The organism is Gordonia sp. McavH-238-E (genome assembly GCF_022348225.1).
Classification (GTDB): Bacteria; Actinomycetota; Actinomycetes; order Mycobacteriales; family Mycobacteriaceae; genus Gordonia; species Gordonia terrae.
The window spans coordinates 169,493-195,749 of record NZ_JAKRFE010000004.1 but is presented as its reverse complement, the minus strand read 5'-3'; the positions used below and the strand labels follow the sequence as shown (position 1 = coordinate 195,749).

At 68.5% G+C, this 26,257-nt stretch carries 21 protein-coding genes; 6 read left to right on the top strand and 15 right to left on the bottom strand.

Annotated elements, in window-relative coordinates:
• Nucleotides 1-33: 33 nt before the first annotated feature.
• Nucleotides 34-1,431, bottom strand: coding sequence for a type VII secretion-associated serine protease mycosin (gene mycP, locus MHN80_RS07235; protein ID WP_239400567.1), 1,398 nt, complete (start codon nt 1,429-1,431; stop codon nt 34-36).
• Nucleotides 1,431-2,984: a type VII secretion integral membrane protein EccD gene (eccD, locus tag MHN80_RS07230; protein WP_239400565.1), complete on the bottom strand. Its 1,554-nt coding sequence runs from the start codon at nt 2,982-2,984 to the stop codon at nt 1,431-1,433. Before eccD ends, mycP begins: the two co-directional genes overlap by 1 nt.
• Nucleotides 2,985-3,082: 98 nt before the next feature.
• On the opposite strand from eccD, the gene eccCa reads away from it, so the two are divergent.
• The 6 genes from eccCa to MHN80_RS07200 all read left to right on the top strand — a co-directional run bounded on the left by eccCa (nt 3,083) and on the right by MHN80_RS07200 (nt 11,795).
• Nucleotides 3,083-7,162 carry a type VII secretion protein EccCa gene (gene eccCa / locus MHN80_RS07225; protein ID WP_239400563.1) on the top strand — a complete coding sequence of 1,360 codons (4,080 nt, stop codon included), beginning with the start codon at nt 3,083-3,085 and terminating at the stop codon, nt 7,160-7,162.
• Between the two features lie 13 nt (nt 7,163-7,175).
• On the top strand, nt 7,176-8,582 hold the full coding sequence (locus MHN80_RS07220; RefSeq protein ID WP_239400561.1) for a type VII secretion-associated protein: 1,407 nt from the start codon (nt 7,176-7,178) through the stop codon (nt 8,580-8,582).
• Nucleotides 8,583-8,777: 195 nt separating this feature from the next.
• The gene (gene rplM / locus MHN80_RS07215; protein WP_004019336.1) at nt 8,778-9,221 is read left to right on the top strand and encodes a 50S ribosomal protein L13; all 444 of its coding nucleotides are present in this window, start codon (nt 8,778-8,780) and stop codon (nt 9,219-9,221) included.
• On the top strand, nt 9,218-9,745 hold the full coding sequence (gene rpsI / locus MHN80_RS07210; RefSeq protein WP_239400559.1) for a 30S ribosomal protein S9: 528 nt from the start codon (nt 9,218-9,220) through the stop codon (nt 9,743-9,745). Before rplM ends, rpsI begins: the two co-directional genes overlap by 4 nt.
• Before the next feature lie 2 nt (nt 9,746-9,747).
• The gene (gene glmM / locus MHN80_RS07205) at nt 9,748-11,094 is read left to right on the top strand and encodes a phosphoglucosamine mutase (protein ID WP_004019334.1); all 1,347 of its coding nucleotides are present in this window, start codon (nt 9,748-9,750) and stop codon (nt 11,092-11,094) included.
• On the top strand, nt 11,091-11,795 hold the full coding sequence (locus tag MHN80_RS07200; RefSeq protein ID WP_239400557.1) for an HAD family hydrolase: 705 nt from the start codon (nt 11,091-11,093) through the stop codon (nt 11,793-11,795). The genes glmM and MHN80_RS07200 overlap by 4 nt, the downstream gene beginning before the upstream one ends.
• Here MHN80_RS07200 and MHN80_RS07195 read toward each other — a convergent pair whose 3' ends face one another.
• From MHN80_RS07195 to MHN80_RS07135, 13 genes are all read right to left on the bottom strand, one after another.
• Complete coding sequence (locus MHN80_RS07195) at nt 11,796-12,548, bottom strand: SDR family NAD(P)-dependent oxidoreductase (RefSeq protein ID WP_239400555.1); 753 nt, start codon at nt 12,546-12,548, stop codon at nt 11,796-11,798.
• Between the two features lie 51 nt (nt 12,549-12,599).
• Nucleotides 12,600-13,886 carry an acyl-CoA dehydrogenase family protein gene (locus MHN80_RS07190; RefSeq protein WP_239400553.1) on the bottom strand — a complete coding sequence of 429 codons (1,287 nt, stop codon included), beginning with the start codon at nt 13,884-13,886 and terminating at the stop codon, nt 12,600-12,602.
• A 61-nt stretch (nt 13,887-13,947) separates the two neighbouring features.
• Entirely contained in the window at nt 13,948-15,015 is a 1,068-nt protein-coding gene (locus tag MHN80_RS07185) for a phosphotransferase family protein (RefSeq protein ID WP_239400551.1), read from the bottom strand.
• An 86-nt stretch (nt 15,016-15,101) separates the two neighbouring features.
• Nucleotides 15,102-16,901, bottom strand: a complete 1,800-nt coding sequence (locus MHN80_RS07180; RefSeq protein ID WP_308219765.1) for a GAF domain-containing protein — start codon at nt 16,899-16,901, stop codon at nt 15,102-15,104.
• A 139-nt stretch (nt 16,902-17,040) separates the two neighbouring features.
• Nucleotides 17,041-18,321, bottom strand: coding sequence for a bifunctional 3,4-dihydroxy-2-butanone-4-phosphate synthase/GTP cyclohydrolase II (locus tag MHN80_RS07175; RefSeq protein ID WP_308219763.1), 1,281 nt, complete (start codon nt 18,319-18,321; stop codon nt 17,041-17,043).
• Nucleotides 18,318-18,818 carry a flavin reductase family protein gene (locus MHN80_RS07170; RefSeq protein WP_004019326.1) on the bottom strand — a complete coding sequence of 167 codons (501 nt, stop codon included), beginning with the start codon at nt 18,816-18,818 and terminating at the stop codon, nt 18,318-18,320. Before MHN80_RS07170 ends, MHN80_RS07175 begins: the two co-directional genes overlap by 4 nt.
• Nucleotides 18,819-18,907: 89 nt before the next feature.
• Complete coding sequence (locus tag MHN80_RS07165) at nt 18,908-19,999, bottom strand: LLM class flavin-dependent oxidoreductase (protein WP_004019325.1); 1,092 nt, start codon at nt 19,997-19,999, stop codon at nt 18,908-18,910.
• 64 nt (nt 20,000-20,063) lie between these two features.
• The gene (locus MHN80_RS07160; protein WP_239400547.1) at nt 20,064-20,486 is read right to left on the bottom strand and encodes a nuclear transport factor 2 family protein; all 423 of its coding nucleotides are present in this window, start codon (nt 20,484-20,486) and stop codon (nt 20,064-20,066) included.
• A 150-nt stretch (nt 20,487-20,636) separates the two neighbouring features.
• Entirely contained in the window at nt 20,637-21,368 is a 732-nt protein-coding gene (locus MHN80_RS07155; protein ID WP_004019323.1) for an SDR family NAD(P)-dependent oxidoreductase, read from the bottom strand.
• Nucleotides 21,365-22,165 (bottom strand): alpha/beta fold hydrolase, encoded by an 801-nt coding sequence (locus MHN80_RS07150; protein WP_239400545.1) that lies wholly within the window; start codon nt 22,163-22,165, stop codon nt 21,365-21,367. The genes MHN80_RS07155 and MHN80_RS07150 overlap by 4 nt, the downstream gene beginning before the upstream one ends.
• A complete protein-coding gene (locus MHN80_RS07145; RefSeq protein ID WP_239400543.1) occupies nt 22,146-23,324 on the bottom strand; it encodes an LLM class flavin-dependent oxidoreductase in 1,179 nt (392 codons plus the stop codon). Before MHN80_RS07145 ends, MHN80_RS07150 begins: the two co-directional genes overlap by 20 nt.
• A 10-nt stretch (nt 23,325-23,334) precedes the next feature.
• Nucleotides 23,335-25,011, bottom strand: coding sequence for a long-chain-fatty-acid--CoA ligase (locus MHN80_RS07140; protein WP_239400541.1), 1,677 nt, complete (start codon nt 25,009-25,011; stop codon nt 23,335-23,337).
• Entirely contained in the window at nt 25,008-26,048 is a 1,041-nt protein-coding gene (locus MHN80_RS07135) for an LLM class flavin-dependent oxidoreductase (protein ID WP_239400539.1), read from the bottom strand. Before MHN80_RS07135 ends, MHN80_RS07140 begins: the two co-directional genes overlap by 4 nt.
• Nucleotides 26,049-26,257: the final 209 nt, after the last annotated feature.

Genomic DNA, 26,257 nt, shown 5'->3' with positions numbered 1-26,257 from the left:
GCCGCGAGCGGTGTGGCCGGTCGCGGCGCGAGGTCAGAACTCGTCCGGGTCGAGCTTGCGCACCCGCCGATGAGGTAGGGCGATCGCGAGCACCGCCGCAATGACGATCGCCGCGACCGCACTACCGGCGATCGCCACGGTGCGGGCGCTGTGATCGGGTGGCTGGGCCACCGGCGGGGCGGCGATCGGCGCCGACGCACGGTCCGGCCGTTGATCGGTCGGCAACTCGGCGGTGAGGGCGGCGACCGGGTCGACGACCCCGTGCCCGATCCGTTGATCGTGTCCGTCACCCGGCGAGTGGGCGGTGGCGATGATGCGCTCCATCACCTCGCGCGCGGACAGCTCCGGAAACCGCGACCGGATCAGCGCGGCGGTACCCGCGACGTACGGTGCGGCGAAACTGGTGCCGATCAGGGGGATCGGTCCACCGTCGCTCTCCTGCGCCGACGCCAGCCGCCGGGAACCGCGTCGACTGTCCAGGCTCACGATGTCGGTGCCCGGAGCCGCGACGCTCACCCACGGCCCGTGCAGGCTGAAGTCGCTGGGAGAACCGGTGTCGGCATCCACGGAACCCACGGTCAGAACGTACGGCGAATACCACGCGGGGCTGGCGATGGTGGAGACCGACCGCCAGCCTCCCGGATCGTCGGCGGCGGGGGCCGGATTCTGGTTCTGGCAGGCGCCGTCGCGGGTCAGGTTGCCCGCGGCGACGATCACCACGACGTCGCGGTCGTAGGCATGCCGGATGGCCGCGCCGAGGGCGCGATCGTCGACCGAGTCCGACGCCGGAGCACATGCGACCTCGGAGATGTTGATGACGGTGGCGCGCAGGTCGACCGCGCGCACGATCGCATGCGCAAGGGTCCGGACCGACCCGTACCCCGACCCGACCGACGGCGCCGCGTCGTCCCGGGCGCGATCGTCCTTCTTCTGGAATGCGCTGCTCGACTGGCGGATGGCGATGATCGACGCCGCGGGTGCCACACCCGCGAACGCGTCGGCGGTGCTGGGCCGTGCGGCGATGATGCCGGCCACCAGGGTGCCATGGGCGTCGCAGTCGTCGAGTCCACTACCGCCCGAGACGTAGTCGCCACCGGCGACGACACGGCCGAGCCGCGGATGCGGTGTCACCCCGGTGTCGATGACCGCGACCCGCTGACCCTGTCCACGGCTGAACCGCCACGCCTCGGGGAGGTTCATCATCGACTGCGCCGCAGTCGATTTCGACACATTGCGCGTCAATTCCGTGGTGTTGCACAGATGGCGCTGCTCGGTCGGTTCGGGCGGGGCGACCGGGGCCGACCGGATCAGGGCGCCGGGATCGATGCGCGGTGGGTTCACCGCCGCGGCCGGCGACGCCGACGTCGCGATCAGCGCCGCGACCAGAGCCGACCCGAGCAGCCCGGCGCCGCGGATGCGCATGCCGCGCATCAGATCTCGCGGACCATGCGATACAGATCGAGCAACCAGAGCAGCAGCGGCACGATGAGCGCGACGAGGATGTACTCGCCGATCTCCGCCCAGCGGCGCATGACGGGGGAGAAGTCCTGGTTCGGGGCGACGACCCCGAAGACGAATGCGGCGATCACCGCGAGGACGCCGAGGGCGAAGCCGATGACCGGCCATCGGTCGTCGCCGAAGGCGAGCCCGGTGATCAGCGTGATCACCACGAGCGACCCGGCGACGATGAGGATACCGGCCTGGAACAGATCGCTGTGGGAGCGGCCTCGTAGGCACAGCACGACGCCGATGATCGCGGCGTAGACGGCGTTGCGCCATTCGAATCCGGCGAGCGGGGCCGCGGTGAGGACCGCCGCGATCGCGGTGATGAGGGTCAGGCCGCCGACGATGCCGGTCAGATAGGCGTTGGCCAGATAGGAACGACGCTCCAGCGCATCGGCTTTCGGCAGCGCGGTCGCGCCGATCGCCCCGATGCCCTCGATGGCCGGGCGCGGTTCGATGTCCTTGACGTCGATGGCGGCGCCGGCCGTCGGAACCGGGGGCAACGGGAGTTTGGCGAGCAGGATGGTGGTGCGGGGCGCGAGTCCGATGAGGAGGAGGCCGACCGCGGCGATGACGGCGGCGACATCGGGCACCGGTGCATCGATGAGGAGCCGGGCCCCGGAGCCGGCCGCACCGAGCAGAGCGGCGCTGGTCACGGCGCTGTGCGCGGTCGGGCCGGCGGCGGTCATGCGGTAGCTGACGACCGCGGCGACGAGTGTCACCGCGAAGCCCAGCGTCAGGTGCGCGGCCCCGAACGACCCGGGCGTGAGGACCATGCCGGTCACGAACGCCATGGGTGCGGCGCACAGCGACAGGATGGTCGACGTCTGCTCGTCGCGGTAGTACCGGGACACGATCGTCGATGCGGTGACGAACCCGACGACAGCCAGGCCCGACAGGCCGGCGAACCACAGGGCACCGGTGTCGGACCGGATCGCGGCCAGGGATGCCGCCGCCGCGACCGCGGCGACGAGAGCGAGCGCGTAACCCACGCGTCGGGCGGCGGCGGCGGTCCAGTCGACGAACTGGGATTCGTTCAATCGGGCGACGGCGTCGACCACGTCGTCGAACAGCACCGGGGACTCCCCGGTGCGCGTCGAGGTCAACAGGAGCAGGTCGCCGTCGCGGATGCCCGACTCGGACAGCGACCGGTGCAGGGGGAGCGGTTCCTGCCCGACGAGGGCGAGCGTCCACTTGTTCTGGCGGTCGTGCGGGCGTCCGGGATTGCGCGCGTCGGCGTCGGGATCGTCGGGGTCCGACCGTGAGGGGTTGCGCGACTCGATCTGGGCGACGAGGTCGCCGATGAGTCCCGCGATGGGGATGCCTGCGGGGAGGCCGACGTCGAGCTGGGTGTTGCCGCCCAGCACCGACACCCGGACGAGCTGGGGCTCGACGGCCGCCTCACCCCGCCGACGGTCCCCGATGTCCGCGTCGGCGGCGGTCGTCGGGTACCCCGGTGCGAATCCGTCCACAGACGACATCAGGTCAATCCTCCCCCTGGGTTCAGCAGCTAACATAGCCAACCTCAGCGGGTTCGCCCGCCCGGGGATACACAGGCGCGACATGTCAGGGGGGACGTGTGGTCACGACGACCGAGGGTTTTGTGCGTCGGCCGCGCATCACGCCGCCACGCACACCCGGCGGCGAGGTCAACATCCAGGCGCCACCGGACGTACCGCGGGTGGTGCCGGGCAATCTCCTGATGAGGCTGCTCCCGGTGGTGATGGTCGTCGCGGTGGTCGGCATGGTGTCGCTGATGGTCGTCACCGGCGGACGCAACATCCTGTCCAACCCGCTGTTCATGATGTTCCCGCTGATGATGCTGATGTCGATGTTCGGCATGTTCGCCGCGGGCGGGCGCGGAGGCGGCAAGCGGGCGGGCGAACTCAACGAGGAGCGCAAGGACTACTTCCGCTATCTGGGCCAGCTGCGCAACCAGGTGTTCGAGACGGTCGACAACCAGCGTGCGGCGCGCACCTGGAGTCATCCGGACCCGCGTGCGCTGCTCGACGTGATCGGCAGCAGGCGGATGTGGGAACGCCGCCCCAATGATGCCGACTTCGCCCATGTGCGAGTGGGTGTCGGCGTCCAGCGCCTGGCCACGCGACTGATGCCACCGGAGACCGGGCCGCTGGAGGACATCGAACCGGTGTCGATGGTGGCCCTGCGTCGCTTCGTGCGCACCCACTCGGCGGTGTACCGCCTGCCGACCTCGATCTCGTTGCGCGGCTTCCCGGCGGTCAACATCGAGGGCGCCCGGCAGGAGACCCGCGACCTCGTCCGGTCGATGGTCGTGGAGTTGTGTGCCTTTCACGGTCCCGATCACCTGCACATCGGCATCGTCACCGGTGATCCCGCGGGAGAGGCCTGGGACTGGGCGAAATGGCTTCCGCACGTAGGGCATCCGACGCTGCGAGACGGCGTCGGCGCGATGCGGATGATCTATCCGACCCTGGCGGACCTGGAGAACTCGATGGCCGCCGACCTCCTCGAGCGCGGCCGCTTCAGCCGTTCGGCACCGCCGAACGCCCATCGCGCGCACCTGGTGGTGATCATCGACGACGGGTACGTCGCCGGGGACGAACGGATCATCAACGACGCGGGCATGGAGGGGGTCACGATCCTCGACCTGACGGCGCCGCCGGACGGTCTCGCGGTGCGGCGCGGATTGCAGCTCGTCGTCCGTGGCGGCAAGGTCTCGGCGCGCAGCGCGGCCGGCGTCGAGGAGTTCGCCGACATGGACTCGCTCACCATTCCCGAGGCCGAGGCGATCGCCCGCCGCATGGCGCGCTACCGACTGGCCACCGCGGCGACCCTGGCCCACCTCGAGTCCGAGGCGACCTCGGCCGACCCGGGTCTGCCCGCGCTGCTCGGCATCGACGACGCGGCGCGGTTCGATCCCGCCACCGCCTGGCGCGGGCGCACCGGCCGGGAGCGACTGCGCGTGCCGATCGGTTACACGCCCACCGGCGCGCCCGTCGAGATCGACATCAAGGAGAGCGCGCACGGCGGCATGGGTCCGCACGGGTTGTGCATCGGCGCCACCGGGTCGGGCAAATCGGAGTTCCTGCGCACACTCGTGCTGGCCATGCTGGCGACCCACTCGCCGTCCGAGCTGAACCTCGTGCTCGTCGACTTCAAGGGCGGCGCGACGTTCCTCGGCCTGGAGTCCGCGCCCCACGTGGCGGCGATCATCACGAACCTCGAACAGGAACTGTCGATGGTCGACCGCATGAAGGACGCGCTCTCCGGTGAGATGAACCGGCGCCAAGAGGTGCTGCGGGCCGCGGGCAACTACGCCAACGTCGCCGACTACGAGCGCGCCCGCGCCTCCGGAGTGCGGCTCGATCCGCTGCCCGCACTGTTCATCGTCGTCGACGAGTTCTCCGAACTGCTCTCGCAGAAGCCGGATTTCGCCGAACTGTTCGTCGCGATCGGACGACTCGGCCGCTCGCTGCACATCCACCTGTTGCTCGCGTCGCAACGCCTCGAGGAGGGCAAGCTCCGGGGTCTGGACTCGCACCTGTCCTACCGGATCGGTCTGAAGACCTTCTCCGCCAACGAATCCCGGTCGGTTCTCGGTGTGCCCGACGCTTATCACCTGCCGAGCGTTCCCGGTTCGGCCTACCTCAAGTGCGACTCGGCCGACCCGATCCGGTTCAACACGTCCTACGTGTCGGGTGCCTACCACTCGCCGACGGTCGTCGAGTCGTCCGATCCGAGCACCACGGCGTCGCTGCGGCGCGGCAACCTGAAGGTGTTCACCGCGTTGCCGGTCCCGTTGGACGAGGGCGCGTCACGGTCCCTGCTCGATCAGGCCGAGAGTCTGCTCGACGAGGAACCGCCCGCCCCCGAGGAACCCGCCGATTTCGAACCGGTCTCGGCGCCGGTGCCCACACTCATGGAGACGATCGTCGACCGCATGGGGGACGCCGGTCCGCCGGCCCACCGCGTGTGGCTGCCGCCGCTGGACGAGTCCCCGACCGTGGAACACCTTCTCGGCGAACGGGACTGGTCACGACCCGCGGTCCCCGGCGACCTCACCGTCCCGGTCGGTGTGGTCGACCGGCCCTACGATCAGCGACGCGACCCCCTCGTCATCGACCTCGCGGGTGCCGCGGGCAACGTGGCGGTGGTCGGCGGTCCGCAGTCGGGCAAATCGACGACGCTGCGCACGATCATCATGTCGGCCGCGGCATCCCACACGCCCGAGCAGGTGCAGTTCTACTGTCTCGACTTCGGCGGCGGCAGTCTGACCGGACTCGCCGGACTCCCGCATGTCGGTTCGGTCGCCTCGCGGGGCGACATGGACGCGGTCCGACGTACGGTTGCCGAGGTCGCGGCCGTGGTCCGGTCCCGCGAGCTGCTGTTCGCCCGCCTGGGCATCGAATCGATGCGCGACTACCGGGCCCGCCGTGCGTCGTGGTTCCGGTCCGGGGTCACCTCGCCGGCGACCGACCCGCTGGCCCAGGACCGGTTCGGCGACGTGTTCCTCGTCCTCGACGGCATGAACGTGCTGCGGACGGAACTGGAGTCGCTCGAGGAACAGATCACCGCAATCGTGGCCCAGGGCCTGAGCTATGGCGTGCACGTCATGGTCACCGCGTCCCGGTGGGCCGAGGTGCGCCCGGCGGTCCGCGATCTCATGGGTACGCGTATCGAGCTGCGCCTCGGCGACCCGATGGACTCCGACATGGGGCGTCGCGCCGCCGCTCTGGTCCCGCAGAACCGTCCCGGACGCGGCCTGACCGGGCAGGAGCTGCACATGCTGATCGCGCTGCCTCGCCTCGACCCGGTCAGCAGTGCCGAATCGCTCCCCGCCGGTGTCGCGCAGTCCGTGGAGAGGCTCACCGCCGCCTATCCGGGCCGTGGGGCGATGGCCGTGCGCAAACTGAGCACCGAGATCGACCACGCGTCGGTACAGCGCGCGGTCGCCGACGCCGGGCTCACCCTCGCGCCCAACCAGGTCGCGATCGGTGTGGGGGAGCTCGAGCTCGCGCCGGTGGTGCTCGACTTCACCGCCCAGCCGCACTTCATGGCCTTCGCCGATGTCGAGCACGGCAAGACCAACCTGCTCCGCACCATCGTCACCGGGCTCGTCGCGGGCGCCACACCCGAGCAGGTCCGGATCGTCTTCGTCGACTACCGCCGCACCATGCTGGGGATCATCGACGGCGACCATCTGGCCGGGTACGCGAGTTCTCCCGACCGCGCGGCGTCGATGATGACGGAGCTGGCGGCCTACCTGAAGAACCGGATGCCGCCGGAGGACGTGACCGTCCAGCAGCTGCGGGACCGCACCTGGCTCGAGGGTCAGCCGGAGGTGTACGTCGTGGTCGACGACTACGACATGGTCGTGACGTCGACGGGCAATCCGATGCTGCCGATCGTCGAGCTGGCCTCCCATGCCCGCGACATCGGCCTGCACATTGTGCTCGCCCGGCGGTCCGGTGGACTGGGACGGGCGATGTTCGACCCGCTGATCGCCCGCCTCAAGGACCTGTCGTCGGACATCCTGCTGATGAGTGGCGACCGGGACGAGGGCTTCATCACCGGGCGGTCACGGCTGCAGTCGCTGATACCCGGCCGCGGTGAGCTCGTGTCGCGGGTCCGGCCACCGGAGATGATCCAGGTCGCTCATCTCGCGGTCGGCGACTAGGCCGGATCCGCAGATGACGCGAGCGGGCGGGACGCCGGCATCGGACGCGGGGCCGGTGCTCCGGGCAGGACGGCGGCACCCCCGCCCGGCCGTGGTCGATCTCGCGTTCGGGACGCCGCTGGTCTGGGAGCCGGAGGGCGGCCTGCGCCGGGTGGATCGCGACGTGCGGATGTTGCTCGAGTCGGTGGATCACATGAGCGTCGTGGTCGACGGCCGGCGCGAACATCCACGGCAGGCGTGGCGGCGGGTCTTCGCCGACCTCGGTCTGCCTGCGGGACGGCCGCTGATCGTCGGACACCCGAGTACGTGGGGACCGCGTCGTGCGTCGACGCTTGCCGACCTCGGCGACGCCGGCGCACCGGTGTCGTTGCTGCCGCGGGCGGTTCTCGTCGCCCGCAGTCACGCCGACCTCACCGTGCAACGCTGCGCCGTCGTCGAGACCACCCACCTGCCGCGTCCGCCGACCGACCCCGCCCACCCGCGACCCTCGTGGTGGGACGTGCAGATCGTGGGCCGGGGTCCCGACGGCTGGACGGTCGAACGCTCCGGGATCATCCGTCCGGGAACCGGTCTCGCGTCGTCGGCCCCGGCCGACGGCGCGGGGATCGAGGGCGCGGGGATCGACGTCGCGGGGATCGACGTCATCGACGACTCGGTCGAGGCGGTGTTCGTCGACGGGGCGGCGGCGGACGACGTGTCCGCGGCGATCGACGTCATCTCCGCGCACGCGGTCGCGGGACGGGTCGTCGCCGTAGACCGTGACCTGGTCGTCCGGCTCGGGCACCGCACCGGCGGCGCCGCCGACGACGCGGCGGATCCCGGGCGTGACCCTCGCCCGCCGGACTCGTTGCCGGTCGGCCGCACGAGACGGCGGTCGCGCTCGCTGCTCGCGGCCGCGGTGGTGGCGGTCCTCGTCGTGAGCGGTGCGGTCGGGGTGGGCCTCTGGCAGCGCGAACCCGCATCAGGCGCGTCGTCGGCGGATGTCCGCCTGGGGCGCGCGACGTTGACCGTTCCGGGGGATTGGCGGCAGGCCGACCAGGACACCCCGAGCGACGCCGCCGACGACCCGTCCACCACTCGCGCGGTGTTCGTCGACCCCGACGACGGTCGGCGCATCATCGCCGTGCTCACCGAGGTGCGCGAGGGTTCCACCCTGGCCTCGGTCGCCGGCAGCCTGCGCAACCGGATCGAACAGCGCGGCGACGACGTCGTCACGGAGTTCTCCGCCGCCACCCGGTTCGCCGGCCGCGACGTGATCGGTTACCGCGAGTCACCGGCATCCGGGGGTGCGATCCGCTGGTACGTCGTCGTCGATGACGGTCTACAGGTCTCGATCGGCTGTCAGGCGGGTACCGCGGCCGAGCCGGCCGAGGCCGAATGCGCGGAGGCGGTCCGGACGATCCGGGTGCTGCCGTCGTAGAGCGGGCCGATGTCGGAGGCCGGCGCCCGTTTTGACCCTGACCAGCGCGGTCGCGTAACCTGGATCGCTGGTGCTCGGCACCTGGTGCACATCTGTGTGTCCAGGTCAGCGGAGGCCCGGGTCCCCACTGGTCGCCGGGAACAACCTCTGCCGTGCACCCGACCAGCACCCACAAGACAAGAGTTGAGGACAACTGTGCCTACCTACACCCCGAAGGCCGGTGACATCACGCGTACGTGGCATGTCATCGACGCCGAGAACGTGGTGCTCGGCCGGCTGGCCGTGCAGGTCGCGAACCTGCTCCGCGGCAAGCACAAGCCGACCTACGCCCCGCACATGGACGGCGGCGACTTCGTCGTCATCATCAATGCGGAGAAGATCGCGCTGACCAGCAACAAGGCCGATCGCAAGCTGAACTACACGCACTCGGGGCATCCCGGTGGCCTGAAGTCCCGCACCACGACCGAGCTGCTCGCCACCTACCCGGAGCGCGTCATCGAGAAGGCCGTCAAGGGCATGCTGCCGTCGACCAAGCTCGGCCGCGCGATGGCGTCGAAGCTGAAGGTCTACGCCGGCCCGAATCATCCGCACGCGGCCCAGCGCCCCGTCCCCTTCGAGATCAAGCAGGTGGCCCAGTGAGCAACGAGAACATCAACGAGGCCGTCGAAGAGGCCGCTGTCGCCGAGGCTGCTGTCGAGGTCGTGGAGGCCGTCGAGGTCGCCGCTGACGACTACGAGACCGCCGCTGTCGAAGACGTCCGCGAGCCGATCGTCATCGATCGTCCGATCCAGACCGTCGGCCGCCGCAAGGAAGCCGTCGTCCGCGTCCGCCTGATGCCGGGCGCCGGTGGGTTCACCCTCAACGGCCGCTCGCTGGAGGAGTACTTCCCCAACAAGGTGCACCAGCAGCTCATCAAGGCGCCGCTGGTCCTCGTCGAGCGCACCGAGTCGTTCGACATCTTCGCCAAGCTCGTCGGCGGCGGCCCCTCGGGCCAGGCCGGCGCGCTGCGTCTCGCCATCGCGCGTGCGCTCATCGAGGTCACCCCGGAGGATCGTCCCGCCCTGAAGAAGGCCGGCTTCCTCACCCGTGACCCGCGTGCGGTCGAGCGCAAGAAGTACGGCCTCAAGAAGGCCCGCAAGGCGTCGCAGTACTCCAAGCGCTGATCTTGGCACGCCTTTTCGGAACCGACGGCGTCCGAGGCCTGGCCAACGCCGAGCTCACCCCAGAGCTCGCGTTGCGCCTGGCCTCGGCCGCCGCGGTCGTTTTCGCAGAGAGTTCCACGACGGACTCCCACCGGCGCCCGCGTGCGGTCGTCGGACGTGATCCGCGTGCGTCCGGCGAGATGCTGGAGGCCGCGGTGTGTGCTGGTCTCGCCGCCACCGGAGTCGACGCCATCTGCGTCGGCACCGTGCCGACCCCGGCGGTCGCATTCCTGACCGCGGACTACCACGCCGACTTCGGTGTGATGATCTCCGCATCGCACAACCCCATGCCCGACAACGGGATCAAGTTCTTCTCCGCCGGCGGGCACAAGCTCGACGACGACGTCGAGGACCGCATCGAGGCGGCCATGGACGACGAGGTCGTCCGGCCGATCGGTGCCGCGGTGGGACGCATCGTCGCCGCGCCCGACGCCGGCGACCGTTACCGGCATCACCTCACCCAGGCCATCGACACGCGACTGGACGGGCTGACCGTCGTCGTCGACTGTGCGCACGGCGCGGCGTCGGAGCTGGCGCCGCTGGCCTACGCCGACGCCGGGGCGACCGTCATCGCGATCCACGCCGAGCCGGACGGCCTGAACATCAACGCCGACTGCGGGTCCACGCACATGGACAAGTTGCAGGCTGCGGTGCTCGAACACGGCGCCGACCTCGGACTGGCGCACGACGGTGACGCAGACCGTTGTCTCGCAGTCGATTCCACCGGTCAGATCGTCGACGGCGACGCCATCATGGCGGTGCTCGCGACGTCCCTGAAAGATCAGGGCAAGCTCCGCGAGGACGTGCTCGTGGCCACCGTCATGAGCAATCTCGGTCTGCACATCGCGATGCGCGAGGCCGGGATCACCGTGCACACCACCGCGGTCGGGGACCGGTATGTCCTCGAGGAACTGCGCCGGGGCGGTTACGCGATCGGCGGCGAACAGTCGGGCCACATCGTCGTCCCGGGTTCGGGTACGACGGGTGACGGCATCCTGACCGGGTTGATGCTCATGGCACGGATGGCTGCCACCTCGGCGCGGCTGGCCGACCTCGCCGGCATCGTCACGGTGCTGCCCCAGGAACTGATCAACGTCCGGGTCGCCGACAAACATGCGGTGTCGCAGTCGCAGTCGGTCCGGGAGGCGGTCGCGGCCGCCGAGACCGAACTGGGCGAGACGGGCCGAGTCCTGTTGCGGCCGTCGGGAACCGAGCAGCTCGTCCGCGTCATGGTGGAGGCCGCGACGGCCGACCAGGCGCTGTCGGTGGCCGGCCGGCTGGCCGATGTCGTCCAAGGTGTCGGGGCATGACCGGTCCGGCGCCCCGGGCGGTCCTGTTCGACTTCTCCGGCACGCTGTTCCGCTTCGAGGCCCGCGACGAGTGGTTCGCCGACCTGCGCGACGACACCGGCGCCGAGTTCGACCGTGACCGGCAGGCGGACATCATCCGGCGCATGGTCGCACCTGTCGGGCTGCCCGACGGCATCGTCGGGGACGACCGACATGCCTGGGAGTCCCGGGATCTCGACCCGACGCTGCATCGCACCGGCTATCTGGCGCTGCTGCGCGCGGCCGGGATGAGCAACGCCGAGCACGCGAACGCGCTCTACAACCGAGTACTCGATCCATCCTCCTGGGTCCCGTTCACCGACACCGTCACCGTGTTGCACAAGCTCGGCGCCGCACAGGTTCCGGTCGGCATCGTCAGCAACATCGCCTTCGACCTGCGCAAGGTCCTGGCTCTGCACGGTGTCGAGGATCTCGTCGCCGCGTTCGCGCTGTCCTACGAGGTGGGGGCGATCAAACCCGACCCCCGGATCTTCCATGCCGCTCTCGACCCGCTGGGTGTTCCGGCAGACGAGGTGCTCATGGTCGGGGACAGCGAGACCGCCGACGGCGGAGCGCGCGCCCTCGGTTGTTCCTTCGCGCTGGTGCACGACGTCCCGGCCGCCGAGCGGCCCACCGCGCTGCTCGATGCCGTGACCTCATACGGCATCGAACTGGGTGACTGATCAGAAGTTGCCCTTCGCGGCCCAACCTCCGTCCACCGGGTAGATCTCGCCGGTGAGGAAGTCTCCCTCGCGCATGAGGTAGGCGACCATCGAGGCGATCTCCGACGGGAGTCCGAGTCGTCTGACGATGTGCGCGTTGGCATTCGCCTGCCGCATCTCCTCGGTGATGTCGGCGAGGATGGGTGTGTCGATGGTGCCCGGGGCGATCGCGTTGATCAGGATGTTGTGCGGGCCGTATTCGTAGGCTGCCTGCTTGGTGAGCCCGACGACACCTCCCTTGGCGGCCGAATACGACGCCAGATTGGGCAGGCCCCGAAGCGCCGCCATGGACGAGATGTTGACGATGCGACCCCCACCGTTGTCGATCATGTTCGGGATGACCGCCCGCATCCCCAGCCAGACGCCCTTGAGGTCGGTGCCCACCACGACGTCCCACGCCTCCTCGGTGAGGCCGACGACGGTGTCCTCACTGATCATGTTGACCACCCCCGCCACGTTGGCGAGACAGTCGATCGCGCCGCGGGACGCGATCACCTTCTCGACCGCTCCCGACCATTCGTCCGCGACCCGGACGTCGAGTCGGATGTACTCCGCTGAGCCGCCGGCCTCGGCGATCTCCTTGAGGGTGACCCCGCAGTCCTGGATGTCGGCGGCGATGACATGGGCGCCGTCGGCGGCGAGACGTGCGGCCGTCGCCTGGCCGATGCCCTGTGCGGCGCCGGTGACGATTACGGTTTTTCCGTTGAGGGACATGGGTGTTCGCTTTCTCTGGTAGGTGAACGCCACTGGTGGGTGGAGGTGCAGTCAGGGCTGCTCGGCAAGGAGGTCGGCGAACTTGCGCCGAGCGGCTTCACGACGGGTGGGGATGTGCTCGGTCGGCCGGTCGTCGGCCGGGCGTGTGTACCCCTTCAGGTATTGCCGGGCGACGCTGTCGCGATGCACCTCATCCGGTCCGTCGTACAGACGTGCGGCGCGGGCTGCGCGATACATCGATTCGAGCGGGAGGTCGGCACTGTAACCGAGCGAGCCATGGACCTGCAGAGCACGGTCGATGACATCGTGCAGGATCTTGGCGCCGAAGAACTTGATGAGGGCGATGTCCTTGCGGGCGGCCGCGGTTCCCTCTTCGTCGATACGCCATGCGGCGTGCAGGGTCATCAGACGCAGGGCTTGGATCTCGGCGGCCGAGTCGGCGATGAAGGTGCGGATCGTCTGCTTGTCGGCGAGGACCGAGCCGTGGGCGTAGCGGTACGTGGCGCGCTCGCACATCATGTCGAACGCGCGGCTCGCCTGACCGATCCAGCGCATGCAGTGGTGGATGCGACCGGGGCCGAGGCGCTTCTGGGCGATGAGAAAGCCGTCGCCCGGATTCCCGAGGAGGGCGGTGTCGTCCACCCGCACGTTGCGCAGAAGCACCTCGCAGTGCGATCCGTAGGTGTGCGGACGCGGACGCGGGTTCTCCACGGACCCGATGTCGCGGACGACGTCCAGCCCGGGGGCGTCGATGGGGATGATGAACTGCGAAGTGCGCCGGTGACGTTCCGCGTCGGGGTCGGTGACGGCGACGACGATCATGAAGTCGGCGGTGGCAGCGTTGCTGATGAACCACTTGTGTCCGTTCAGGATCCACTCGCCCCCATCGCGAACAGCGGTCGTGGTGAGGTTGGTGGGATCGGCGCCGGCGTTGTCGGGTTCGGTCAGGGCGAAGGACGAGTAGTATTCGCCGGCAAGCAACGGCTCGAGCCATCGGCGCTTCTGCTCCGGGGTACCCACCGCGGCGAGGATCTCGCAGTTCCCGGAATCAGGTGCCTGGCAACCGAACACGAGCGGTCCGTACGGCGTCGACCCCAGGATCTCCTGCATCAGACCGAGTTTCACCTGACCGTATCCCTGCCCGCCCAGTTCGGGATCGAGATGTGCCGCCCACAGATCGTTCGCCCTGACCTCGTCCTGCAGCGGTGCGATCGCCGTGCGCAACTGATCCCAGTCGAGGTCGAGTGTCTCGAGGGGAAAGACCTCGGTGCGGACGAAGTCCCGCATCCAGTCCAGCTTCTTCTGGAACTCGGGTTCGGTGGAGAAATCCCAGGCCATCGGTGGTGCTCCGTTTCTGTGGGGGATTGTGACAGGTATGACGGGAGGGCGCGTCTGACAGTCAGGCGCTCGCTACGATGCGGCGGGCCCGGACGAAGAGGCCGTCGGCGTAGCGGTGGAGTCGCTCGCCGACGTCGCGGGGTGCCTTGCCCTCGCAGGACCGGGCATACGTGCCCTCGAGGATGATGCCCAGTTTGAAGCCGGCGAGTGCGGTGTACCAGTCCAGCGCATCGAGGTTCCGATCGGAACGTTCGGCGTAGCGGGCGATGATCGAGGATCGGCTCGGCAGGTCGCCGGCCAGCCCGAGGGCGCTCTCGTAGAGATCGGGGTGCCGCGGGCCGTCCGGCCAGATCGCCAGCAGCACACCGAGATCGAGAAGCGGGTCGCCGACCGTCGCCATCTCCCAGTCGACTATCGCCGCGACCGCAGGGGTGCGGTGATCGTAGAGGACGTTGGCCACATGGTAGTCGCCGTGCAGCAGGCCGGGCCGGAAGTCGGCGGGGCGATTGTCCTCGATCCAGCGGGCGATGCGTTCGAGATCGGGGAATGTACCACCCTGGTATCCCGGTGTGGCGGAGTAACGTTCGTGTTCCGCGAGCCACCGGGGCACCTGCCGTTCGAGGAAGCCGTCCGGACTGCCGAAGCCGTCGAGGCCGATCGCGGAATGATCGACGCCCGCCAGTCCGGCGAGCGCATCGACGAGGGCATAGCCCATCGCTGCGCGCCCGTCGGCGGTTCGGGCGTAGGAGGCCGGCAGGCTGTCGGCGGCGTTGAACCCGTCCACCGGCTCCATCAGGAAGAAGGAAGCGCCCAGGATGTCGGTATCGGCGCTGCCGGCGACGAACCGGGGATGAGCCACATCGGTGGAGCCCAGCGCCGACAGCAGCGTCATCTCACGCGCGATCGCGGCGTTGGATCGTGGTCGCAGGTGCCGGGGGCCCCGCCGGAGTACGTAGTCGTGCCCGCCCCGGCTGACGACGACCATGACGTTCTGGGTGCCGCCGGTCAGTGGCCGGAGGTCGATGGGGCCCCCGCCGGGCAGGCCCTGCTCGTCCATCCATGTCGCGAGCGCACCGATGTCCACCGGGATCGGGTTCGCGGGGAGGTCGGGGGTCGTGCTTCGGGCCATGAAACGAACCTATGGCGTGACCGCCGGATGGAGAACCGTCGTCGTGCGGACCTGTTGGAGGAATCTCCAACTCGTGCCTCCGTGGGTCACTGACCTGCGAGATCGAGGACCTGAAAGGCCATCTTGGCCGACAGCAGGCAGTCCAGCGACGTCGGGTCACGTCGCGCGATCTCCTTGATCCGCCCCAGTCGGTACCGGATGGTGTTCTCGTGGACCTCCAGTGCAGACGCGGTGGCCTGGACCTTGCCGTCGGCGGTCACGAACGCGCGCCACGTGGCCAACAGGGTGCCGTCGTCGTGTTGCCGTACCGGCGCGACGAAGGAGTGGGCGAAGTGCAGGGCCTCCTTGACGTGGCCGCTGGAGACTATCACCCGGAACAGGCCGAGTTCGTCGAGCGTCATCACCCGCTTGTCCCAGCCGAAAGACTCTGCCACGGAGCCCATCTCACGAAGGGCGCGATGGGCATGCGGGTAGTCGACCGGTGTGCGGCAGATCCCCGAGATCAGAGTCGCGCCGAGCGAGAGGTCGTCGGAGAGCCGATCTCGGATGGTCGACACGTGGTCGCGGACGCGCCCGACCTCGTCGAGGTCGTCGGACTCCAGGCGGACCATCACGACCACCGCCCCGGGCAGTCGGACGGCCGGCGGCGGGGAGATGGACATGACCGAGGCGAACGTGCGCGTGACCAGGGACTGGATCGCCGACGCCGTCAGTCTGTCGGTGGCATCGTCGACGGTGAAGCGAACGAGGACATGGGGATTGGTCAGATCGATCCCGAACTGCGGACCCCGCCTGACCAGGTGCTCCTTGTCGCGGCTGTTGCGCAACAGATCCGACAGGTAGTCGTCGCGCGCCTGTCCCTCGGTTTCGATCTGCCTACGTTCGGAGAGCATCTGGAGCGCCAGGACGGTGGCGCCGCGTTCGGCGATGTTCGCGTCGAGGGCCTCCAGGCTCCGGCCGACCTCGACGATGCCGAGAAAGCCGGTCTGCTTTCCCTCGATCACCATGCGGCACATGAGATGCCGGCGACCGAGGCCGACCGCGAGCTGCGCGGGGACGATGGCCGACGGCGTGCTCACCGACAGTTCGGCCAGTGCTTGTCGTACCGAGGCGGTGGCGCGCACCTTCTCGCTCATCACCGGGGGAGTGCCCAGTTTCAGCGCCTCCGGTGCGGCCCAGGCGAGTACGTCGAAGGAGTTGTTGTAGAGAATCACCGGCTTCGCCGACAGCTCCGACAGCAGCTCGACCACGCGATGTATGTTGGCGCCCTCGAGCACCGCACTCGTCAGTCGATGGTGGACGTCGGCAAGATAGGCCAAAGTGGCGTTGTTCCGGGCGATCTCGGCGGCCTGACCGCGTAGGCGGGTGTTGAGCATCGCCTGGCTGATGAACAGGGCGGACAGCCGGGCGAAGAGCTCGGCGACCTCGATGTCCCCGGGCGTGAACTCGTGCTCGCGACCGCGGCTGTCGACGAAGATCAGGCCGATCACCGCATCGTCGAAGGTGAGGGGGACACCGAGCATCGCCCGGACGTCCCAGTGCGCCATCGTCCGGCGATGGGGCCGCGGATCGTTGAGCGCGTCGGCGATCACCACCGGAGCTCGGGTGGTGATGACCTCCTGGCTGAACAGGTCGCCGTCGAAACCCGAGACCTGCCTCTTGACCGCCTCGGTGATGTCACCGGCCTCCTGGCAGAAGCCCGCGGCGCCGCGATAGCTGCCGTTGGAGTGCCGCAGGTACACCGAGCAGCGGGTGACGCCGAGAAGTGCACACAGCTTCTGACCGACCAGGCTCAGCAGGTCTGGAAGTCGGCTGTCGGTGATGGCCTCGGTGGTGATCTCCGCGAACGCAGAGATGACAGCGCGCTCCCGACTCGGGGTGACCATCGGGTCGGTGTCCGAGGAGGGGGCGGTGTCCGAGGTGGGGTCGGCGCCGGTCGACTGCGCGGTGGATGTCATCCGCACGGCCTCCTCACCACCACGAGCTCATGGTGGCCTTCACAGTACCAACCGGATGTGATCCCGATCATGCCCCAGAGGTGCCGGCCACGGCGCCGTCGTCCAGTACATGACCCATCCGCTCCCGCTTGGTGCGCAGGTAGCGCACGTTCTGCGGTGTCGGCACGGTCGGCAATCCGACGCGTCCCACGATCTCGAGGCCGTGACCGCCGAGTCCGCCGTACTTCGCCGGGTTGTTGGTGATGAGTCGCAGACGTCGGATGCCGAGGTCGGACAGGATCGCCGCCCCCGTTCCGTAGGTGCGGGAGTCCACCGGCAGGCCGAGCGCGGTGTTGGCATCGACCGTGTCGTATCCCTGTTCCTGCAGGGCGTAGGCACGGATCTTGTGACCCAGCCCGATCCCACGACCCTCGTGACCGCGCAGGTAGACGATGGCACCGCAGCCCTCCTCGGCGATCGCCGCAAGGGCCTGCTCGAACTGCGCACCGCAGTCGCAGCGCAGGGAACCGACGATGTCGCCGGTGAGGCACTCGCTGTGGATGCGGACCAGCGCGCCGTCGTCGCCGGCACCGGCTTCGGCGACATTGCCCATGATGAGTGCGAGGTGTTCGATGCCATCGATGTCGGACCGGTACGCGACCGCCCGGAACTCGCCGAAGACGGTGGGCATCGCCGCGCCGGCGATCTGACGGACGAAGGAGCCCGACGCCCTCCGGTGGGCCACGAGGTCGGCGATGCGCAGCATCGGCAGTCCGTGATGTCGGGCGAACTCGCGGAGGTCCTCGCCGCGCCGCATCGTCCCGTCATCGGCGATGATCTCGCCGATGACCCCCACCTCACCGACGCCGGCCATGGTGACCAGGTCGACGGCGGCCTCGGTGTGTCCGGCGCGGGTGAGGACGCCCCCATCGCGTGCCTGCAGCGGGAAGACGTGCCCGGGGCGCCGCAGATCGCCGGCCGGGGTGTCGTCGGACGCGAGTGCGCGGATGGTGAGGGCGCGGTCGTGCGCCGAGACCCCGGTGCCGGCGTCGCTGTGGTCGACGCTGACGGTGAAGGCGGTGCCGTGCGCGTCCCGGTTGTCCTCGACCATCTGCGGCAAGTCGAGCCGTCGGGCGCGGTCGGCCGACATGGGGGCGCAGATGATGCCGGTGGTGTGCCGGATCAGGAACGCCATCTGCTCGTCGGTGATCGAGGCGGCCGACCCGATCAGGTCGCCTTCGTTCTCCCGGTCGTCGTCGTCGACGACGACGACCAGACCGCCGGCGGCAACAGCCGCGACGGCGCGGGCGACGGCCTGGGTCGATGCCTCGGTCGCGATGGGTGTCGGGGTGTCGGCGGTCGTGTTCACGAGGCGACCTCGAATGCTCGGTGGGTGCCGAACACCCGGTCGTGGTAGGTGAGGGGTGGTGCGGGGGTGGTGCCGGTCGCGACGATGTTGCCCAGTGCGACAACATGATCACCGCCGTCGACCAGGGCTTCGGTCGTACACGCGAGCCAGCCGGAGGCGCCGTCGATGCGGGGGAGCCCGGCCGAATCCGACCAGCAGACCCCGTCGAATTTGTCGTCGCCCTTACGCGCGAACCGCAGCGCGACCTCGGCCTGGTCGTGGGCAAGCACGTTGACGCCGAATCGTCCGGTGCGGCGGACGATCGCGAGCAGGTCGGAGCCGCGATCGAGGGACACCAGGATCATCGGTGGTCCCATCGACAACGACGTGAATGCGCTGACCGTGGTGCCGTGCGCTCGTGGACCGTCGAAGGCGGTGACGACCGCGACGGGCGTGCAGACCCGGGCCATCACCTCACGAAACTCGAGGGCCACCTGGTCGATGACGTTCTCGCTCATCGATTCTCCTTCGATGCTGTGGGGATTGGGGTCGCTGCGGCGCCGGGGATCGGTCGGCGCGCCGGCGCCGCAGCGATGTTCGGAAGGGCTCAGACGGTCGCGGGCGTCTTTGCCTTCATCTTGTGGACCTCGGGGACGACCTTCTCGCCGAACAGCTTCAGACTGTGCTCGGCGGTGTCGAAGGGCAACCCGCCGAAGGCGAAGGCCGCGTTGGGCAGGAAGTCGCCGATGAGCTGGTGACGGTATGCGTACTTCTCGACGCACTGCTCGGGGGTGCCGTAGATGTTCGCCTCGACATAGGCATCGGCCGCGGCCTCCATACCCGCCTCGCGGATCATGTCCGCCCCGGCCTGGTAGGTCTCGTAGCCCTTGGTCTCCCGCCAGTGCTTACCGGCGAAGTCGTAGTGCTTGATGACCGACAGGAAGTAGCGGTTGATGTGCTCGTAGGCGAGGCGACGGGCCTCCTCCTCGTCCTCGTGACAGATCACGAAGTCCTGGATGACCGGCGGGCCGGGCTCGGTGCCCTGCGCGTCGCGGAACATCTGCTTCCACCCGTTGATGGCCTCGGCGTGCTTCTCGAACGGGAACTGCATGAAGGTCATCATCTGGACCCCGAGGTCGGCGACCACCGGGACCGAGTCGGGTGACATCGCCGCCGCGAAGAGCCGTCCGTCCCAGGAAGCGTTGGGATTCGGGGCCGGCCGCAACGCGATCTCGGGTTGTGGGTACATCGGGCCGTCACCGGAGACGACACCGGTGCGCAGGCCGCGCAAGACCATCTCGGCGGCTTCGTTGAATCGGGCCCGGGCCTCGTCCATCGGGATCCCGAAGGCTTCGTACTCCATTTTCGCGAGACCGCGCCCCATGCCGAGAAGTACACGGCCGCCAGACATCTGGTCGAGCATGATGGCCTTCTCCACGACGCGCAGCGGATCATTCCACGGCAGGATCGTTGCGCCGATACCCAGCTTGACCTTCGAGGTCCGGCCGGCGAGATAGGACAGGATCGCGAAGTTGTCCGGACACATCGAGTAGTCGTCGAAGTGGTGTTCGGCCGACCAGACCGAGTCGAAACCGGACTTCTCGGCCAGGACGCCGAGTTCGAGGTCACGGAGGAAGACCTCTTCGTCGCTGATGTTGTCGTGGTAGTTCTGGAAGACGAGCAGTACGCCGACATCCATGGCATTGACTCCTTGTTCAGAAGGTTTGGGGTACTGGGTGTTCAGAGGGAATGGGCCGGGGTCCTCAGCCGAGGAAGACCGCGCGGGTGTGTTCGGTGTCGAGGAACTCCTTGACCTCGTCGATCTTTCCGTCGCGGACGACGAAGACGAAGTGGTAGAGGTTGTTGTAGATCTTGCCGTTGTTCATCTCGGAGTACGATTCGGTCTCGACGGCCACGCGTTCGCCCTCGGCGGTCCACGCCAGCGGCTTCAGTGCAATGGCACCGGATTTCGTGGTGGCGGAGAGCCCGGCCAGCATCGCGCCGAACTCCTCTTTGTTCTTGGTTCCGGAGATGCCCTCGATCCCGCCGCCCACCCACCAGGTGGCCGTCGGAGCCAGGTAGGACAGGATGGCGTCCACGTCGCCGCGGGAGAACACCTCCATGAATTCCGCGACCAGAGCCCTGTTCTGCTGCTCCGTGCTGACGTTTGCTGTACTGGTTGACACCGATCGGCCTCCTTGTGACTCCCCACCCTGCGGGGCAGGCGAAAAACTGTGTGCAACAACGACGTTATGGGTCGATGTGGTGTGAGTCACCCTTGCGTTCTGCGCCGGTTGTGGGTTGCCACAACCGGGGTGAGGTGTCGTGAGGCCGCGTCATCGTCCACCGCCGTTGAAGGTGTTCATGAGCCCGCCGTCGACGGGGACGATGGCGCCGTACATGTAGGTGGACAGCGCGACATCGACGACAACCTGCGCGATCTCCTCCGGCCGTCCCGTCCGCCCGGCCGGGATGGACGAGACGATGCGTGCCCTGGCCCGGTCGCTGAGTCCGGAGGTCATGTCGGTATCCACAAAACCGGGGATGACCAGGTTGACCCGGATGTCGCGCGGGGCGAGTTCGGCGGCGAGGACCTGTGTCATCCCGCTGAGGCCGGCCTTCGCCGAACCGTATGCCACGTCGCCGGGAAATCCGCGAAACCCCACCACGGCACCGACATTGACGATCGACGAGCCGGGTTCGAGGATCGGGACCGTGGCCTTGCACATCTCGAAGGCGCCCGTGAGGTTGGTGGTGAGCACGAGATCCCAGTCCGCGCGACTCAGGTCGTCGACGCGTCCACCGCGGTGCACGCCTGCGACATTGATCAGCCCGTGTGCGCTGCCGTGCTGCTCCTCGACGGTGGCCAGCGCGCGGGCCACCGACGACGAGTCGGTGATGTCGGTCTTCAGTTCGAGGACCTGAGCAGGTCTGGTGAACGGAGTGGTCGACACGCCGCGGGCGAGCGATACGACGGAATCGCCTCGCCCGATGAGGTTCTCGGCGACCGCCCGGCCGATGCCGCGCGATCCGCCGGTGACGATCCAGACCCGTGGACGGGTGTTCATGACGTCAGGAAGCCGGTCAGTTCGGCGAGGTACCGGTCGCGGTCCTCGAGGAACGGCGCATGTCCGCACCCGTCGAATGCCACCAGGCGCGCATGGGGATTCAGGCCGGCGGCGGCCTCGGCACCGGCGAAGGGAACGAACGCGTCGTCGCGACCGTGGAGCAACAGGATGGGGATGTCGAGCTCGCCGAGTTCCTTGCGCAGATCGGTTCGGGCGAGGTCGCGAAGTGTCTCGTCGCCGATCGGTCCCATCTCCATGAACATGCCCCAGATCCAATCGAGTACATCGGAACTCGGCGCCGTCGCGAACACTGCGGCGGCGACGCCACGGAATGTGTCGGCACGATTGGCGGCGGCTCCGGCCAGGACGCCGTCGACATCATCGGAGGTGCCGCCGAAAGGCCAGCCATCGGTCGCGGTGTACCGCGGCGATGCACCACCGGTGAGGACCAGCCCCCCGGCACGCGAACCGAGTGCGGCCGCCGCGGCGGTGGCGACCGCGCCGCCCAGCGACCAGCCGTTGATGACCGGAGCGGACAGTTCGAGGTGATCGACCACCTGCACGACGTCGTCGGCCAGCGTCGCGATCGAGACATCCTCGAAGTCGTTGTCGGAGCGGCCACATGCGCGCAGATCGACGAGTACGACCTCGTGTCCCGCGGTTGCGAGCGCGGGAGCGGTGGTGTCCCAGCAGCGGGTGTTGGCGCCCCAGCCGTGGATCAGCACGATGGGTCGTCCTCCTCCGCGGTGGTGCTCGAAGTAGATCCGGCGATCGTTCTCAACCGCGAGATAGCTCATGGACTTCTCCTTCTTCGTCGAACTCGATGTCGAAAAACCTGTCGGTCTGGGTGGCGGGTTCCTCGTGGCGCAGGGCGCGGGGAACCAGCGCCGGGGCGTCCGCGAAATGTGGCATGACATGTTCGGCGAGCAGCTCCATGGACCGCACGACGTCCTCGTGGGCCATACCGCCGAATCGCATCCAGCAGATGAGATGATCGAGACCCGTTTCCTCACGCAGGATCTCGATCTCGCGGATGAGTCCGTCCGGGTCGCCGACGTAGCAGATCCCGCCCTCGCGCAGGCCGGTCAAGGACATCGCCCCTTCGGCGGCCGCTTCGGCCAACGCCGCGTATCGCTCATAGCCCGCGGGTGTCGCGTCACCCTGCGGGACCGCGGACATGACGTTGTCGAAGTACCACTCGAGGCTCGGCCGTGCCTCCCGGACGGCTTGTGCGTCGTTCTCGGCGAGATGGATCTGCCAGTTCATCGGGAAGTCGAGCGACAGCGGATCGCGGCCCCGGTCCATCAGCGTGCGTTTGGCGCCGACGACGAACGCGTTGAGCTCGGGCAGGGTCATCAGCGTCGGTGTCACCAGCATGTTGTGTCCGTGGTCGGCGACCAGGTCGAAGGTCTCGGGACTGATCGATGCCACATAGATCGGTGGTGTCGGCCGCTGAATCGGCGTCGGCCGGCAGTCCACGCCGTCGATGTGGAAGTGCCTGCCGTGGAACGTGTACGGCTCTCCGACGGCCTTGGTCCACAGGCCGGTGACGATCTGGAACGCCTCGTCGAAGACCTCACGGCTGACGCCTTGTTTGTCGGCGACGCCCATCGCGCGGAACTCGTGCGGTTGGTAACCGCGTCCGACGCCGAAGTCGAGCCGACCGTCGGAGATGACATCGACCATCGCGAAATCCTCGGCGATCCGAACCGGCCACGCGAGTGTCAGGTTGCTGACCGCGATCCCGATGCGCATCCGGGAGGTCCGGGCGGCGATCGCGGCCGCCGCCACCTGTGGCGAGGGCATCGACCCGTAGGCGCTGCCGTGGTGCTCGGCGAGCCACACCCCGTCGAACCCGAGGCGCTCGGCGATCTCGACCTGCGACAGCATCTCCGCATAGGCCCGGCGGAAGTCGCCATCCGGACTCTCCAACACGTAGAACAGGCTGAACTTCACACTGTCGACGTTAGGAATCGCCGTGCGTCACCGGAACGGGAGAATCCGCGGCGGTTGTGGGTTCCCACAAGTCGGGCGTCCCGGCGGCCTGCTCACGGAGCGCCCGTTTGTCGAGTTTCCCGACGCTCGTCCGCGGGAGACGGTCGACGGCGACGATCAGGTCGGGCACCCACCAGCGCGGGACCCGCGCGGCCAGCTCCGCCCGGACCTCGTCCACGTCGAGGCCGTCCTCGCCGACGATGTAGGCAACCGGTCGTTCCTGCCAGCGCGGATGCGGAACGGAGACCACCGCGGCCTCCTGGATCGACGGATGCTCGAGCAGTGCTTCTTCCAGGGCGACGGAGCTGATCCATTCGCCGCCGCTCTTGATGAGGTCCTTGGTTCGATCGACGATCGAGAGACAACCGTGTTCGTCGATGATCCCGATGTCACCGGTGCGCAGCCAACCGTCGTCGAACCTGTCCGGATGGTCCGCACGGTAGTAACCGGTGGCGACCCAGGGGCCGCGGATCAGGATCTCACCGCGGCTGATCCCGTCGTGGGGCATGACCTGGCCGGCGTCGTCGACGAGTTTCCATTGCAGGCCGGGCAGGAGTCGACCTTGCTTGCGGATGTACGTCCAGCGCGATTCCGGGTCGTCATCGGTCGAGGCTGGCGGGCGTGAGAAGGTCGCCATCGGCGAGATCTCGGTCATGCCCCACCCCTGGAAGACGGGCACGCCGAGATCCTCGAGGTCGCGGATGAGGCCGAGCGTCGGCGTCGACCCGCCCAGGACGAGCGCTCGGAGGCTGCTCAGGTCGGTGCCGGCCTGTCGCGCGTGGACGAGCAGGTCCACCGCCACGGTCGGCACCATGCCGGTGTAGGTCACCCGCTGGGCGGCGATGATGCCGGCGATCTGCGCGGGTGTGGGGTGAGGCCCGGGCAGGATCTGCGACGCACCGGACATCAACGCGGCGAACGGGACCCCCCACGCGTTGGCGTGGAACATCGGGACCACGAGGAGCGCGCGGTCGCGTTCGGAGATCGCGTGGCCGTCCGCGAGGCACGCCGCCATGGTGTGCAGATACAGCGACTTGTGGCAATACCCAACCCCCTTCGGGGCCCCGGTCGTGCCCGAGGTGTAGCAGAGCACCGCGAGGTCGTCGTCTGTGCGGGCGATGGGCGCCGCAAGCGGCTCGGCCGATCCGACCATCGAGTCCAGCGACGGTCGTCCGATGTCACCGTCACCGTTGCAGTTGCCGTCGCCGTCCTCGTCGATCGACACGATCGAGATGTCGGGGCGCTGTGCCCGCACGTCGTCGAGCAGGTACTCCAACGACCGGTCGGCGAAGATCATCGTGTCGTCGGCATGGTCGACGATGTAGGCGATCTCCGGTGGCGAGAGTCGGATGTTGATCGTGTGCAACACGGCGCCGGCCAATGGCACGGCGAGGTAGAGCTCGAGGTGACGACGGTGGTTCCAGGCGAGTGTGCCGACCCGGTCGCCCGGGCGTACGCCGCTCGCGATGAGGGCGGCCGCGAGCCGCATCACCCGATCGGCGTACTCGCGATAGGTGTATCGGAAGACCTCCGCACCGTCGATGTGATCCACGATCGCCTTGTCGCCGAACATGTCTCGGGCACGGAAGAGGAAGTCGGTGATCACGAGTGGGTGGGCCGCGGGAGTGGGTCCCTCGGCCCCGATCACGCGGGCACCTCGACCGCCGCCGCGGCGGCGAGTCTGGCCCGGACCTCGGGGATGACCGCGGTGGCCAGCAATTCGATGCGTGCGCTGCCGCTGTCGACGTCTTCGCCGGGCAACTGCGCCCAGAAGTGGACATCCTCGATTTGCGGGGTCTGCGTCAGGAGCGTCGTGAGTTCGTCGACGGCGGTTGCGGGATCCCACAATGTGAAGGAGCCGGCGTCGACGAGCTGGTCGGGTTCGGTGAACTGCGGAACGGGTCCGAACGCGCCCATCTCGATGTACTTGTTGATCTGGTAGAGCGCATGGACGCCGATCCGCGACCATTCCCGCTCCGGGTCGTCGGCGATGATCGTCCACTGTCCCGCGAAGATACGTCCCTCCGAGCGGGGTCGTCCGAGGCGTTCGAGTGCGTCGAGGTACGAGGCGTGATGGGCGTTCTGGGTGCTGAGGAACCCGTCACCGATCCGCGCAGCACGCTCGATCGCCGGGTCGGCCATCGCCCCGACGAGAAGGTCCGGGGTGATCTCGGGGGTGGGGGTCACCGGTAGGGCCGGTTTGTGAAGGCGTTTGCCGTCGAACGGGTCGGCAGAGCCCGACCAGCATCGGCGCACGATCTCCACACCCTCCTCGAGCAGGCTCGGCCGGTTGATGAGACGCCGATCGAAGGCGGCGAACTCGGGTGCCCAATATCCCTGGCCCACGCCGAGCGAGAATCGTCCTCCGGTGAGCAGCGAGAGGGTGGCCGCGTCCTCGGCGAGCCGGATGGGATTGTGCAGCGGCGACACCACGAGGTTGGTGCCGATGCGCATGGTCGTCGTCCGATCACCGATCGCGGATGCGAGGAGGAACGGTGACGGGGTGTAACCGTCGTCCATGAAATGGTGCTCGGTCAGCCACACCGAGTCGATCCCGATCGACTCGGCCCACGCGATCTGGTCGAGTGTCGCGCGATAGAAATCCCCGAAACCCCTGGTGGCGCCGTCACTCGCGGGGTTGCGGAAGTCGTACCAGAGTCCGAAGCTCGCGCTCGACGTTCTCATTGCATGTCCTCTCGACGCCTGTGTGGTCGATGTCACTCTCGATGATCGTCGTCGGTGACGGAAGGTCGCGCGGTCGTGGCCCTTGTCGGAAATCCCAACCGCGGAGATTCGGGGCGATGGAACCGGAGGGCGGCCGCGTGCGTCCAAGGTTCATGTCGTGGCGGTCCGCGTCGGGGTGGGTACGATCACGGCACGTCGTCGAGGGGGTG